Origin of the sequence: Pseudomonas sp. RIT411, assembly GCF_003057735.2 — a bacterium.
GTDB classification, from domain to species: Bacteria; Pseudomonadota; Gammaproteobacteria; order Pseudomonadales; family Pseudomonadaceae; genus Chryseomonas; species Chryseomonas oryzihabitans.
The window spans coordinates 62009-75929 of the sequence record NZ_QBIZ02000008.1 but is presented as its reverse complement, the minus strand read 5'-3'; the positions used below and the strand labels follow the sequence as shown (position 1 = coordinate 75929).

The window sequence follows — 13921 nt, the reverse complement described above, 5'->3', positions numbered from 1 at the left end:
GGACGAACAGTGCTCATCCAAGGAGTTGATTTTGATAGGGTCGATCCTGCGCGATGCCTGAGTGCGGGGTATGATGACGCCCAGCGAATGGCAGAAGACGCAACCCAGTGTACAGGCTCGCCGGTCTGCCGTTACCGTAAAGCAAAGCCGCTCATAGAGGAAGTTTCGTGGAACAGTCGCTCACTACCTGGTTGTTGCCCCTGGTCGCGCTGCTGATCGGGGTCGGGATAGGTTTTCTGCTGGCACGCCTGGTGCCGGGCGCCGCGCCGAGCCGGGTGCAGCGCCAGCTGGATGATCTGCAGAAGAAGTTCGACGACTACCAGCACGAGGTCACCAGCCACTTCAGTACCACCGCCGGCCTGGTGCGCAAGCTCACCCAGACCTACCAGGACATGCAGTCGCACCTGTCCGAAGGCGCCGAGCGCCTGGCCCAGGACGAACTGACCCGTCAGCACCTGCTGGCCTCGCTGCACAGCGCCGAGCAGCGTTACCCATCCAGTCGCGAGCGCATCGACGGTCCGACCGAAGCGCCGCGGGACTACGCGCCCAAGGGTGACGGCACCCCCGGCACCCTCGACGAAACCTACGGCGTGAAAAGCCGCGGTTGATCGCCAAGGCCGGGGACTCCCCGGCCTTCTGCTTTCCGGCCTCCGCCCTCTGCACTCAGGGCGCGACGCCCGGCCCTTTTCCGGCCCGTCATGGCATAATCCGCGGTTGCAGTCTTTCGCAGGAGAACGCCATGCCCGCAGCGGCCAGTGGCCTGAGCCTCTACGGCATCAAGGCCTGTGACACCATGAAGAAGGCCCGCCTGTGGCTCGACGAGCACGGCCAGGCCTACCACTTCCATGACTACAAGCAGAGCGGCATCGACCGCGAGCGGCTGGCGGCCTGGTGCGCGGAGCATGGCTGGGACAAGGTGCTCAATCGCGCCGGCACCACCTTCCGCAAGCTCGACGACGCCCAGAAGGCCGACCTCGACACCGCCAAGGCCATCGACCTGATGCTGGCGCAGCCTTCCATGATCAAGCGACCCGTGCTCGATCTCGGCGACCGTACCCTGCTGGGCTTCAAGCCCGAGCTCTATGCCGCGGCCCTGAACTGACCCCGCGGCCACCGCCCCTACTACCGAACATCTCGCACCGACCGGATCGGTGCCTCTGCAAAGGAACAGTCTCATGTCGAATGCCCTCTTCAGTATCGCCTTCGGTGTCGGCACCCAGAATCGCCAGGACGCCTGGCTGGAAGTCTTCTATGCACAGCCCCTGCTGAATCCCCCGGCGGCGCTGGTCGAGGCAGTCGCGCCGCTGCTGGACTACCAGGGCGGCAACCAGGCCATCGCCTTCGCCCCGGCCCAGGCCCGCGGTCTGGCCGAAGCCCTCAAGGGCATCGATGCCGTGCAATCGGCGCTGCTGACCCGCCTGGCGGAAAGCACCAAGCCGCTGGTGGCCACCCTGCTGGCCGAAGACGCCGCGCCCGCCTCCACCCCCGAGGCCTACCTGAAGCTGCACCTGCTGTCCCACCGCCTGGTCAAGCCCCACGGCCTGAACCTCAGCGGCATCTTCGCCCTGCTGCCCAACGTGGCCTGGACCAACCAGGGCGCCGTGGACCTGGCCGAACTGCCGGCCGAGCAGCTGGAAGCCCGTCTGCGCGGCAAGCTGCTGGAAGTCTTCTCGGTGGACAAATTCCCCAAGATGACCGACTACGTGGTGCCGGCCGGCGTGCGCATCGCCGATACCGCCCGCGTGCGCCTGGGTGCCTATGTGGGTGAAGGCACCACCGTGATGCACGAAGGCTTCGTCAACTTCAACGCCGGTACCGCCGGCCCCGGCATGATCGAAGGCCGCGTTTCCGCTGGCGTCTTCGTCGGCAAGGGCTCGGACCTGGGCGGCGGCTGCTCCACCATGGGCACCCTGTCGGGCGGCGGCAACATCATCATCAGCGTCGGCGAAGGCTGCCTGATCGGCGCCAACGCCGGCATTGGCATCCCGCTGGGCGATCGCTGCACCGTGGAATCCGGTCTCTATGTGACCGCGGGCACCAAGGTCGCCGTGCTGGATGACCAGAACCAGCTGGTACGGGTAGTCAAGGCGCGCGAGCTGGCCGGTCAGAGCGACCTGCTGCTGCGCCGCAATTCGGAAACCGGCGCGGTCGAGTGCAAGACCAACAAGACCGCCATCGAACTCAACGAAGCGCTGCACGCGCACAACTGAGTCCACAACCGGGCAGCCCGCCTCGCGCGGGCTACCCCGGAGCTGTCGCCATGTCGCTACCCTCCCCCTGGAGAGCCGAATTCCCGGCTTTCACCGCCTTCGCCGCCGACGGCATCACCTACCTCGACAGCGCCGCCACGGCGCAGAAGCCCCAGGTGGTGCTGGATGCCCTGCTGGCCAGCTACAGCCTGGGCGCGGCCAATGTGCACCGGGCCCAGCACTGGGCTGCCGAGCGCGCCACCGCCGCCTACGAAGGCGCCCGGGGGCGGATCGCCGCCTGGCTGGGCGCTGCCGCGCCGCACGAGGTGGTGCTGACCCGCGGCGCGACCGAGGCGCTCAATCTGCTGGCCTATGGCCTGGAAGACGCCTTCGCAGCCGGGGACGAGATTCTCATCAGTGCCCTGGAGCACCACGCCAACCTGCTGCCCTGGCAGCAGCTGGCCCGGCGTCGAGGCCTCGAACTCAGGGTCATCCCGCTGACCGCGAGCGGTCATCTGGACCTGGCAGCCGCCGAGCGGTTGCTGGGGCCGCGCACCCGCGTGGTCGCGGTCAGCCAGCTGTCCAACGTGCTCGGCACCTGGCAGCCGCTGGCGGAACTCGCGGTCTTGATCCGGGCACGCTCGCCGGCCTGGCTGGTGGTGGATGGCGCCCAGGGCGCGGTCCATGGGCGGCATCGCCCGGCAGACTTCGACGCCGATTTCTATGTGTTCTCCGGCCACAAGCTCTATGCCCCGGAGGCCATCGGCGTACTCTGGGGCAAGGCCGAGTGCCTGGCGCACCTCAAGCCCTGGCAATTCGGCGGCGAGATGGTGCAGCACACCACCTTCACCGACGCCCGCTTCCACGCCGCGCCCATGGGCTTCGAGGCGGGGACGCCGCCCATAGGCGCGGCCATCGCCCTGGGCGCGGCGGTCGACTGGCTGCAGGGCCAGGACGAGACGCTGATCCGCGGTCACGAGCAGGCCCTGAGCCTGAAGCTGCTGGCCGGGCTGGCTGCCCGCGACGGCGTGCGGGTGCTGGGTGAACCCCAGATCGCCCTGGCCAGCTTCCAGGTCGCGGGCGTGGACGTCGGCGATCTCTCCCATCTGCTGGGCGAACAGGGCATCGCGGTGCGCGCCGGTCAGCACTGTGCCATGCCGCTGTTCCAGACCCTGCAGACCCCCGGTGCGCTGCGGGTTTCCCTGGGCCTGTACAACGATGCCGAGGACCTGCAGCGCTTTTTCACCGCCCTGGACAACGCCCTGGAGCTCTTGCAATGAATCTGCTTCCCGATGCGGCGGAAGCCCGCCGCGCCTTTGTCATCGCCAAGGGCTGGGAGGCGCGCTCGCGACTGCTGCTGCAGTGGGCCGAGCGTCTGCCGGCGGTGCTCGAGGAGCGTGACGAAGACCTGGTACAGGGCTGCGAGAGCCGGGTACGCCTGACCCATGAAGCCCAGGGCGATCGTCACTTCTTTCGTGCCAGCAGCGAATCCCGGGTGCTCAAGGGCTTGCTCGCCGTGGTGCTGGTGCGCGCCAATGGCCTGACCCGCGAAGAGCTGGGCCGCCTCGACATTCACGGCTGGCTGGGCGAACTCGGCCTGGAACGGCAGTTGTCGCAATCGCGCAGCAACGGCCTGAATGCCGTGCTCACGCGGATGCGCGAACTGGCGGCCTAGCCTTCGCTAGCCGCGGGATTGCGCCGCGCGCGGAAGAAGTCGGTCAGCACCTGACCACAGGCCTCGGCCAGCACCCCACCCTCCACCAGCACCCGGTGGTTGAGGAAGTCCTGCTCGAAGAAGCGCCCGCGGCTCTGGGCCATGCCGGCGCGCGGCTCGCTGGCGCCATAGACCAGGCGCTGGATGCGACTGTGGACGATGAGGCCGGCGCACATGCTGCAGGGTTCGAGCGTCACATAGAGCGTCGCGCCCGGCAGGCGGTAGTTGGCGAGGCGCGCGGCGGCGTCGCGAATCGCCTGCATCTCGGCATGGGCGCTGGGATCGTGGGCACCGATGGGGCGATTGAAGCCGCGGCCGATGACCTCGCCGTCGAGCACCACCACGGCGCCGACCGGCACCTCGCCCTGGGCGGCGCCCTGTTCCGCCAGGGCCAGGGCTTCGCGCATGAACAGGTCATCCCGGCTGCGGTCGATGATGGGCAAGGGGCGGAAGCGGGCCATGACTGAACTCTGGACAAAGCGTCATGATACCGCCGTCAGCCCGCGAGACCAGTCGCAGGATCCGCGGCCAAAGATGAACCCTTCGGCAAAAAATGATCGCGATAATGGTTATCAGGTACTGCGAATGCGAAAATGGTGCGGTGACTGCTGGCAGCGCGTGAACGGCATCACATTCACAGCCATTCGGTGCTAAAGCTTTAACAGGACCGCCTCGTTGCGGTCCTATTCAAGAGTTCATCTGAGACAGTCGCATGATTGCTGCACCCTCCGGTCAGTCCCTGCAAAGCTGCGAAAGCGAGCCGATCCGCATTCCAGGCGCCATCCAGGCACACGGCTACCTTATCGCGTTCGATGAGGCGGAAGGGCTGATCAAGCATGCCAGCCGCAACCTCCCCGAGCTGTTCGGCAAGCCCCAGGTCGAGTTGCTGGATCGACCACTGCAGCAGGTCCTGCCCCTCGAGCTGTACGAACAGGTGCGGCAGGCGCTGACCCTGGAGCATCTGGAAGAAGCCAATCCGCTGAGCTGGACGCGCCCGGCCCGCGACATGGACGTGATCCTGCACCGCAGCCATGGCCTGGTGTTCCTGGAATTCGAGCCGGACGACCATGGCGGTGTCGAACCCGCCGGGCTGGCCCGTGCCCTGGCCCGCCTGCAACAGGCGCGTACCCTGCCCGAGCTGTGCGAAGGCGCGGTACGCGAGGTGCGCGCCCTGACCGGCTTCGATCGGGTGGTGGTCTATCGCTTCGATGATGGCGGCGATGGCCAGGTGGTGGCCGAGGATCGGGTCGACGACATCGACAGCTACCTGGGCATGCACTTTCCGGCGAGCGATATCCCCGCCCAGGCCCGGGCGCTCTATCACGAGAACTGGATCCGCAACATTCCCGACGCCCAGTACGAGGCGATCCCGCTGGTACCGGCCTTTCTCCATGGCACCGAGCGCGACCCCATCGATCTGACCCATGCGGTGCTGCGGAGCGTATCGCCCATCCACTGCCAGTACGTGCGCAACCAGGGTCTGCGCGCCTCCATGAGCGTGTCGCTGATCAGCGACGACAAGCTCTGGGGACTGATCAGCTGTGGCCACCGCGAACCCCTCTATCTGCCCTATCGCACGCGGATGGCCTGCCGCTCGGTCGGGGTGCTGGTATCGCTGATGATCCGCGCTCTGGAGAATCGCCAGGTGCAGCGTGAGATCGATGCCCGCGAGGCGCAGCTGGCAGCCCTGATCCAGGGCATGTGCGACAGCCGTGGCGAGGTGCTCAGCGGACTCTGCGAAAGACCCACCGACCTCCTGGAGCTGGTGGATGCCGCCGGGGTCGCGGTGTTGGTGGAGGACGAGCTCTGCACCCTGGGAGAGTGCCCCGGCGCGGAGGACATTCGCGTCCTCGCCGCCTGGGTCACGGCCGAGATGGACACTTCGGGCATCTATGCGACTCGCTGCCTGGCCGACGAATTGCCCGACGCCCGCCGTTACAGCGCCAGCGCCAGTGGCGTGCTGGCCCTGACGTTGCCCAAGCCGGTGCGCAACCTGGTGCTCTGGTTCCGCCCCGAGATCGTTACCACGGTGGTCTGGAGCGGTAACCCGGCCAAGCTGGAAGCCACGGTGCCCATGCCGGGTCCAGGGCTCAACTATCCGCATCCGCGGCGTTCCTTCGATGCCTGGAAGGAGCTGGTACGGCTGCGTTCCGAACGCTGGCGCCAGGCCGATCTGTTCGCCGCCAAGGACCTGCGCCGCTCGGCCATCGAGTTGGATCTGGCACGCCAGGTCGAACGCGAGCGGCAGGCGGTGCGCTTGCGCGACGAGATCGTCGCGGCGGTCTCCCATGACCTGCGCAGCCCCATCACCATCATCCTGATGAAGGTCGGAATGCTGCAGCGCCAGCTGGAAAAGCTGGCCCCGGGCGATGATCGCCTGCCCGGTTCGCTGGAGGTGATAGAGACCGCGGCCAATCGCATGAATGCCCTGATCAGCGACCTGCTGGACCTGTCCAAGATCGAATCGGATCGCCTGGCGCTGGATCTGAAGCCCGCGCGCCTGGCCGACGTCTGCGCGCAGCCCATCCTGCTGTCGCGCCCGCTGGCGGAGATCAAGAACATCAGTCTGGAATACGCGGCCGATCCGGAGCTCCAGGTCCTGGTGGAAGCCGAACGCATCTTCCAGGTACTGATGAATCTGCTGGGCAATGCCATCAAGTTCACCGCGCCGGGCGGTCTGGTACAGCTCAGCATGCGGCAGGTCGGCAACCTGGCGGAGATCAGCGTGACGGACAACGGTCGCGGCATGAACCAGGCGCAGCAGGCGCGGGTGTTCGAGCGGTTCTGGCATGTCCAGGAAGACAACCCTACCGGTCATGGGCTGGGGTTGTATATCGCCAAGGGCATCGTCGAAGCCCATGGCGGCGAGCTGAGCGTCACCAGCGCCCTGGGCGAAGGCAGTACCTTCCGCTTCACCCTGCCCATCGCGCCCTAGCGTACCCGGACGAGAGAAAAGAAAGCCCCGGTGGCCGACAGCGACGTTGAAACCACCGGGGGAGCGCTGGGCTCGCTGTAATGGACGTCAGCGAAACGCCGCGAATTCCCGCCTTTCGTCGGGCTGCAAGGGTCATTTTCTTCAATACCGCCAGGGGGCATCCCCGCTAGGTTCAGGTCTCCACAACTGTCGAGACCTCGCGATGACCCTGATCCTGTCCATGGCCGCCTTTGCCCTGGTGGCGTCCCTCTCTCCCGGCCCGGTCAATCTGGTGGGCTTCAACACCGGCCTCACCCACGGCTGGCGACCGGCCCTGTGGCATGTCGCCGGGGCCACCCTGGGCTTCGTCGTCCTGCTGGTCGCCGTCGGCCTCGGCCTGCACGAGGTGCTGGCCGCCTGGCCGGCGCTGCTCTGGATCCTGCGCGTGGCGGGCGCCCTCTTCCTGCTGTACCTGGCCTGGAAACTGGCACGGGCCTCGGGGGACCTGGGCAGCGGCGCAGTGGCGGCCTGCCCGGGCTTTCGCGACGGCGCCCTGCTGCAATGGCTCAATCCCAAGGCCTGGCTCGCCGCCGCGGCCGGGGTGGCACTGTTCGTGGGCGAGGATCGCGGCCGCCTGGCGCTGTTCGCCGGCCTCTACCTGGTGATCTGTTTCGCCTCCCTGGCCTGCTGGGCGGTGGCCGGTCAATGGCTGCGTGGCCGCGCCCTGACGCCAGGTCGCCTGCGCCTGCTCAATCGCGCCCTCGCCACGTTGCTGGTGCTCTGCGCCGCTTCGCTGCTATGGGAGGGCTGACGCGGCGCGATACTGACCGGGGGTGGCCGCCACCAGGCGCTTGAAGGTGCGCTGCAGGTGGGCCTGGTCGGCGAAACCGGTGGCCAGGGCGACCTCGGCCAGCCCCTCGCCCTGACGCAGGCGTTGCCGCGCCAGGCGGATGCGCCGGTCGATCAGATAGGCATGGGGCGTCAGGCCAAAGCGCCGGCGAAAGCTGCGAATCAGCTGGGTGGGCGAGAGATCCGCCACCTGGCTGAGTTGGTCCAGGCTGACTCCTTCGCCGCAATGGGCATCGAGAAATTCGGCGGCGCGCCTCAGCCGGCGATCCTCGCGCACCGGCACCGCCGCGGCCGGGGTGCGACCCAGGCGGGCCAGCACGGCCTCGAAATACAGCAGCGCCTGGCTCTGGCGCTGCAGGGTGAGAGTGTCGGGATCCACCAGGCAGGCATGCAGGGCTTCCAGGCCGGCATAGAGCTGGCCGTCCCGCGACAGCTGCGCCGCCAGGGGCTGGAAGTCGTCGCGCCCCGGACGCTGCAGCTCGGCCAGCCAGCCGGCATCCACGTGCAGCATGCGATAGCGCCAGGCAGCCTCGCCCTGGGGATTGCAGGCATGGACGTCACCGGGATTCATCAGCACCAGGGTCCCCGCCCCCACCAATTCGCGGGTCCGACCGTTGTGATAGCGACTGCGCCCACCCAGCACGATGCCGATGGAAAAGGTCTCGTGGGAATGCGGGGCATAGCAGAGCGCGCGGCCGTCCTGGATGGAACGGGCTTCGAGAAAGGGCAGCGCGGGATCGCGCCAGAACTGAGGGACGGCGCCGGTAGCGGTCATGCGGCAGGGATTCCGGGACGACGGACCGGAGCAGTCTAGACGTCGTCCCGGAAGGGGGAAAGTCAGGTGTCAGCGGGTGGCGGCGTCTTCGGCTTCCTCCAGCAGGACGTCGGCGGTGATCAGGTAGTCGGCGTCCGGATGGAGTTCGGCGCCCAGCGCCAGTTGCTGCGCCGCGGCGGCCAGGGTCGGGGCGCCCTGGTAGGTGGCGTTGAGTTCAGCCAGCAGGAGGCCCATGTCCTTGTGCATCAGCGCCGCCGGAAATTGCGGGGCGAAGTCGCCGTCGCGCAGCGCCGCCAGCTTGCGCTGGTGATGGGGCGAGAGCACCGCCAGGTCGCCGAACACCTCGAACAGCACCTCGGCATCCAGGCCGGCGCGGGTGGCATAGGCCAGCGCCTCGGCCAGGGCGGCGAGTCCGGCGCCCATCAGGCCGTTGATGGCCAGCTTGATGGCGGCGCCCTGTCCGGTCGGACCGACGTGGTGCACGGTCTTGCCCAGGGTCTCGAGGATGGGACGGGCGCGCTCCACCGCCTCGGGTTCGCCACCGGCCAGGACCACCAGTTGCGCCTTTTCCGCCTCGGGCGTGCTGCCGGACACCGGGGCCTCGACCACGGCGATACCCCGGGCGCGACCGGCCGCCTCCAGGCGCAGCGCCAGCGCCGGCGAGTTGGTGCTGGTGTTGATCAGCAGACGACCGCTCTCCAGCCGGGCGAGGACGCCGTCGGGGCCGAGCAGCACCTGTTCGAGGATGGCGTCGTTGGGCAGGGAGACGATCACCACCTCCGCCTGGGGCAAGAGGGTCGCCAGGGGCTCCATGGGCGTGCCGTGGCGCTCGCCGTCCTGCTGGTGCTCGGCATAGGCGCTGACCGCATAGCCGGCCTCGCGCAGGTTGGCGCCCATGCGCTGGGCCATGGCACCGAAGCCGATGAAACCGATCGAGGGATGGGCGGACATGGCGAGACTCCTGGGTAAAGGATGGGTGGTATCTCGACTGCCCCCGACGACGGGGGTTCCGCCGGCTAGATCCCGCTCAACGTCTCGCGAGCTAGAGACAGACAAGGCGCAACGACCTGCGGGAGTAACAGGCGCAGCCTGGCCCGAAGGGTGAGCGCTAGCGAATCAAAGACCTGAGGAAGCGGATCGGACCCGCGCTCGGGTTTACGAGTGGTAAATGAGCATTGCGACGGGGCCGCCTAGGCCGGGCTGGCGACCCAGGGTCTTTTCAACGCAGTTTGGCCGACGCGCAGCAGACGTTGAGTGGGATCTAGATCCCGCTGAACCAGTTATAGCCCTGGTCCTCCCAATAGCCACCGGGATAGTCGTTGGTCACGAACAGCGCCTGGATGTGCTTGGGATTCTTGAAGCCGAGCTTGGTGGGTACCCGCAGGCGCAGCGGGTAGCCGTAGTCCGGCGGCAGGGCCACCTGGCCGAAGTCCAGCGCCAGCAGGGTCTGGGGATGCAGCGCCGAGGCCATGTCGATGCTGGAGTAGTAGCGATCGGCGCACTTGAAGCCGACGTACTTGGCCGTGGTGTCGGCACCGATGCGTTCGAGGAAGGTGCGCAGCGGCACCCCGCCCCACTGGCCGATGGCGCTCCAGCCTTCGATGCAGATGAAGCGGGTGATGTCGGCGCGCTGCGGCAGGCGGCGCAGGTCTTCCAGGGTCCAGGCCTGCTTGTGGGCGACCAGGCCGGAGACCTCCAGGCGATAGTCGCTCAGGTCCACTTCCGGAACGTTGTATTCGGGGTAGAAGGCGTTGAAGGGAAAGGGGTTGGTGATCTGGCTGGCGGCATAGGTCGGCGCCAGGCGCTCGCGGCCGAACAGCCAGGCCTGCACCCGGTCGTTGAAGCGCGACATGGACCAGAGCACCTTGTCGACGCTGTCGCCGTCCTGCAGGTTGCAGCCGCTGAGCATGGCCAGGGCGCCCACCGTCAGGCCCTGCTTGAGCAGCAGGCGTCGTTGCAGATTTTCCACCTGCCGCTGTTGCGCCGGTTCCAGGCGCAGCCGTTCACGCCGACTCATCGTCAACCTCCTCGTGCGCACGGCCGGTGATCATCGGCGGCAGGGTGCGGGGGACCAGGATGACCAGGGCCAGGTGCACGACGACGAAGGCGCCGATGCCGGCCATGGCGAAGAAATGCACGTATCGGGCGGTGTCGAAACCGCCCAGCAGCACGGCCAATCCCTGCAACTGCACGGGTTTCCAGATGGCCAGGCCCGAGAGCACCACCAGCACCCCGAGGGCGAGCACACCCCAGTAGAGCAGGCGCTGCACGGCGTTGTAGGTGCCCAGCTGGTGGCCAAGCCGCAGACGTGCGGCGGCGATGAAATCCCGGCCGATGGCGCGTGGCGACAGGGGCAGGAAATCGCGCCGGAAGTGGCCGCTGAACAGGCCATAGAGCAGATAGACCAGGCCGTTCACCGCCAGCAGCCAGAACACCGCCAGGTGCCAGGCGATGGCGCCACCCAGCCAGCCGCCGAGGGTCGACCAGGCGGGAAAGGTGAAGGAGAACAGCGGCGAGGCGTTGTAGATCGCCCAGCCGCTCATGAACATGCAGGGCATCGCCAGGGCGTTGAGCCAGTGGGTGAGGCGCACCGGCCAGCGGTGCACCAGGCGCCGTCGCGAGGTGGTCATGGGGTTCCCCTCCACGGAAAGTTGGACGCGGTCGCCTGGCGACCGCGCTGGGGTTTACATGGGCGGGGTGAAACCGTCCTTGCCTACGGCCACGCCCTTGGCGTGCTTGCCGTCTTCGGCGGGGAACAGCACGACCTTGGCACCGGGCTTGAGCAGGCTGCGGTCGCCCTTCTCGACATAGGCGATGGGCACGTCTTCCGGCACCACCAGCTGCTTCTCGCCGCCCTTGTACTGCACGGTCAGGGTGCGGCCGTTGGCCTTCTTGAGTTCGCCCACGGTGCCGTTGGTCATGGTGCCGGTGCTGCCATCGGCATTTTCCCAGCCGTAGTGGCCTTCGCCGGAGCCGCGCAGGCTGGCCTCGAACACCGTCACCTCCAACGCCTTGAGGGTGCCGTCGGGCTGCGGTGTGGCAGCGGATCCGATGAAGCTGTTGGCCTCGATGCGATCCAGGTTGGCCTTGGATACGGCGCGGTAGCTGGTCTTGTCATCCAGCATCAGGGTCTGGTGGGCGCCATTGCGGGTGGTGAAGGCCAGGGTGTCGCCCTGGACGCTGTCCACCGTGCCGCGCATGGGCTTGACGGTGGGCATGGGCGCGGCCTGAGCCAGCAGGGCACTGCCGGCGAGCAGCAGGGCGAGGGAACCGCGGAGCAGAGTCTGGGTACGCATGGAGCCTCCTGGGATAGGGAATCGCCCCGCCACAGTGCGACGCGTGGGGGGTCAGCAAGATGACCGGCGAATGACAAAAATGTCACCCAGCGGAGCGACCGGAAGCCCTACCATTACGTCATGCACATTCTCCTCATCGAAGACGACCAGAAGACCGGCGAGTACCTGAAGAAGGGCCTCGGCGAATCCGGCTACGCGGTCGACTGGACCCAGCACGGCGCCGACGGCCTGCACCTGGCCCTGGACGGCCGTTACGACCTGATCATCCTCGACGTCATGCTGCCCGGCATCGACGGCTGGCAGATCATGGAAGTGCTGCGCAAGAAGCTCGACGTGCCGGTGCTCTTTCTCACCGCCCGCGATGGCCTGCAGGATCGCATCCGCGGCCTGGAGCTGGGCGCCGACGACTACCTGGTCAAGCCCTTCTCCTTCGTCGAGCTGCTCTTGCGTATCCGCACCCTGCTGCGCCGTGGCGTGGTGCGCGAGCCCGAGCACTTCCACCTGGCCGATCTGCAGCTGGACCTCCTGCGCCGCCGGGTGACCCGTGGCGACGACCTCATCACGCTGACCAACAAGGAATTCGCCCTGCTGCACCTGCTGCTGCGTCGCGAAGGCGAGGTGCTGTCGCGCACCCTGATCGCCGCCGAGGTCTGGGACATGAATTTCGACAGCGACACCAACGTGGTGGACGTGGCCATCAAGCGGCTGCGCGCCAAGGTCGACAACCCCTACCCGGTCAAGCTGATCCATACCGTGCGCGGCATCGGCTATGTCTGCGAGGTCCGCCCTTGAGCGCCCGCTCACCCTCGCTGATCCTGCGCGCCACCCTGGGATTCGCCCTGGTGGCGTTGCTCGCCGTGGGCGGCGCGGGTGTCTTTCTCTACCACAGCCTGGAACGGACGGTGCTGGAGCGCGCCGACTACGCCCTGCTCGGTCGCCTGGCGCATTTTCGCAGCCTGCTCAGCGCCGACCTGTCGCTGGAGACCCTGGGGCGCAGTCCGCAGCTGTTCGCCAACATGCTGGGCAACGAGCAGGACGTCTTTCTCATCGGCGCGCCGGGCGCCAAGCCGGTGATCGCCTCCAACCCCCTGAATATCGCCCTCCCGGATCTTGCCGTGGTACCCCAGACGCGGCGACCGACGCCGGCCGATATACGGGAGGGCACCCTGGCCGACGGCACCCGCTGGCGCGCGGCGCGGGTCGCGGTGAACACCCCCGAAGGCCCGGTGGAACTGACCGCCGCCCATGTGCTGCGCAACGAGGACACCACCCTGGCCGATTTCCGGCTGGGCCTGATCGGCGCGGTGACCCTGGCCTTCCTGTGTACCGCCGGCCTCGGCTATCTACTGCTGCGGCGCGGCCTGGCACCGCTGCGGCGCATCGCCCGCCATGCCGGCGGCATCACCCCGACTCGTCTGGCCGCGCCCCTGGAGCTGGCCGATGCGCCGCGCGAGTTGCAGCCGCTGGTGGAAAACTACAACGCCATGCTGGCGCGCCTGGCCGACGGCTATGGCCGGCTGGTGCAATTTTCCGCCGACCTCGCCCACGAGATCCGCACCCCGATCAATGCCCTCATGGGCCATACCGAGGTCGCCCTGCGCCAGGTGCGCAGTGCCGAGGACTACCAGGCGCTGCTGGCGTCCAACCTGGAGGAGCTGGAGCGCATCTCGCGGCTGGTGGAAAGCATCCTCTTCCTCGCCCGCGCCGACGACGCCCAGGCGGTGCTGACCCCGCAGCCGTTGCAGCTGGACGAAGAGCTGGCGCGCATCGCCGACTATTTCGAAGGGCCGGCCGACGAGCGCGGCCTGCGGCTGGTGGTAGCGGGCGGCGGCGAGGTGGTCGCCGATCCACTGATGCTGCGCCGCGCCCTGAGCAACCTGGTGGCCAATGCCATCCGCTATGCCGAGCCGGACGGCGAGATCCTCCTGCAGGCGGACGGCGGGCGCATCCGCGTCAGCAATGCCGGGCCGGCGCTGGCACCGGAGCACCTGCGTCGGCTATTCGACCGCTTCTACCGCGCCGATCCCTCGCGCCACCAACCCCATGATTCCAACGGCCTGGGCCTGGCCATCGTCACCGCCATCATGCGCCTGCACGGCGGCCGCGCCGAGGTCGAGCAGGATGAGCGGGGCATCCATTTCAGCCTGGTCTTCCCGACCGCGGCGGCCTGAAGCGCGACCTATC

At 67.8% G+C, this 13921-nt stretch carries 15 protein-coding genes; 9 read left to right on the top strand and 6 right to left on the bottom strand.

Annotated features, from left to right (window positions below; all coding sequences use genetic code 11):
- Positions 1-167: 167 nt before the first annotated feature.
- From DBY63_RS13505 to DBY63_RS13485, 5 genes are all read left to right on the top strand, one after another.
- Complete coding sequence (locus tag DBY63_RS13505) at positions 168-608, top strand: DUF1043 family protein (protein WP_007160614.1); 441 nt, start codon at positions 168-170, stop codon at positions 606-608.
- 131 nt (positions 609-739) lie between these two features.
- Complete coding sequence (locus DBY63_RS13500; protein WP_007160615.1) at positions 740-1102, top strand: ArsC family reductase; 363 nt, start codon at positions 740-742, stop codon at positions 1100-1102.
- Positions 1103-1175: 73 nt separating this feature from the next.
- Positions 1176-2210, top strand: coding sequence for a 2,3,4,5-tetrahydropyridine-2,6-dicarboxylate N-succinyltransferase (gene dapD, locus DBY63_RS13495; protein ID WP_042137936.1), 1035 nt, complete (start codon positions 1176-1178; stop codon positions 2208-2210).
- A 50-nt stretch (positions 2211-2260) separates the two neighbouring features.
- Positions 2261-3469 (top strand): cysteine desulfurase, encoded by a 1209-nt coding sequence (locus DBY63_RS13490; RefSeq protein WP_042137934.1) that lies wholly within the window; start codon positions 2261-2263, stop codon positions 3467-3469.
- Positions 3466-3864 (top strand): SufE family protein, encoded by a 399-nt coding sequence (locus DBY63_RS13485; protein ID WP_007160618.1) that lies wholly within the window; start codon positions 3466-3468, stop codon positions 3862-3864. Before DBY63_RS13490 ends, DBY63_RS13485 begins: the two co-directional genes overlap by 4 nt.
- On the opposite strand, the gene tadA is transcribed toward DBY63_RS13485, so the two are convergent.
- The gene (gene tadA / locus DBY63_RS13480; RefSeq protein WP_007160619.1) at positions 3861-4364 is read right to left on the bottom strand and encodes a tRNA adenosine(34) deaminase TadA; all 504 of its coding nucleotides are present in this window, start codon (positions 4362-4364) and stop codon (positions 3861-3863) included. The two genes, DBY63_RS13485 and tadA, sit on opposite strands and share 4 nt — an antisense overlap.
- A 251-nt stretch (positions 4365-4615) precedes the next feature.
- On the opposite strand from tadA, the gene DBY63_RS13475 reads away from it, so the two are divergent.
- Both DBY63_RS13475 and DBY63_RS13470 read left to right on the top strand, forming a co-directional pair.
- A complete protein-coding gene (locus DBY63_RS13475) occupies positions 4616-6838 on the top strand; it encodes an ATP-binding protein (protein ID WP_042137930.1) in 2223 nt (740 codons plus the stop codon).
- A 202-nt stretch (positions 6839-7040) separates the two neighbouring features.
- On the top strand, positions 7041-7628 hold the full coding sequence (locus DBY63_RS13470; RefSeq protein WP_042137928.1) for a LysE family translocator: 588 nt from the start codon (positions 7041-7043) through the stop codon (positions 7626-7628).
- On the opposite strand, the gene DBY63_RS13465 is transcribed toward DBY63_RS13470, so the two are convergent.
- From DBY63_RS13465 to DBY63_RS13445, 5 genes are all read right to left on the bottom strand, one after another.
- The gene (locus DBY63_RS13465) at positions 7614-8441 is read right to left on the bottom strand and encodes an AraC family transcriptional regulator (protein WP_108582296.1); all 828 of its coding nucleotides are present in this window, start codon (positions 8439-8441) and stop codon (positions 7614-7616) included. The two genes, DBY63_RS13470 and DBY63_RS13465, sit on opposite strands and share 15 nt — an antisense overlap.
- Positions 8442-8510: 69 nt before the next feature.
- On the bottom strand, positions 8511-9392 hold the full coding sequence (locus DBY63_RS13460; RefSeq protein WP_007160623.1) for an NAD(P)-dependent oxidoreductase: 882 nt from the start codon (positions 9390-9392) through the stop codon (positions 8511-8513).
- A 310-nt stretch (positions 9393-9702) separates the two neighbouring features.
- Complete coding sequence (locus DBY63_RS13455; RefSeq protein WP_007160624.1) at positions 9703-10458, bottom strand: molybdopterin-dependent oxidoreductase; 756 nt, start codon at positions 10456-10458, stop codon at positions 9703-9705.
- Complete coding sequence (locus DBY63_RS13450; RefSeq protein ID WP_058790622.1) at positions 10445-11071, bottom strand: cytochrome b/b6 domain-containing protein; 627 nt, start codon at positions 11069-11071, stop codon at positions 10445-10447. Before DBY63_RS13450 ends, DBY63_RS13455 begins: the two co-directional genes overlap by 14 nt.
- Before the next feature lie 54 nt (positions 11072-11125).
- The gene (locus DBY63_RS13445; RefSeq protein ID WP_007160626.1) at positions 11126-11737 is read right to left on the bottom strand and encodes a hypothetical protein; all 612 of its coding nucleotides are present in this window, start codon (positions 11735-11737) and stop codon (positions 11126-11128) included.
- A 120-nt stretch (positions 11738-11857) separates the two neighbouring features.
- On the opposite strand from DBY63_RS13445, the gene DBY63_RS13440 reads away from it, so the two are divergent.
- Together DBY63_RS13440 and DBY63_RS13435 are read left to right on the top strand one after the other, a co-directional pair.
- Complete coding sequence (locus DBY63_RS13440; protein WP_007160627.1) at positions 11858-12529, top strand: heavy metal response regulator transcription factor; 672 nt, start codon at positions 11858-11860, stop codon at positions 12527-12529.
- Positions 12526-13908, top strand: a complete 1383-nt coding sequence (locus DBY63_RS13435) for a heavy metal sensor histidine kinase (RefSeq protein ID WP_108582295.1) — start codon at positions 12526-12528, stop codon at positions 13906-13908. The genes DBY63_RS13440 and DBY63_RS13435 overlap by 4 nt, the downstream gene beginning before the upstream one ends.
- The last annotated feature ends 13 nt before the right edge of the window (positions 13909-13921 follow it).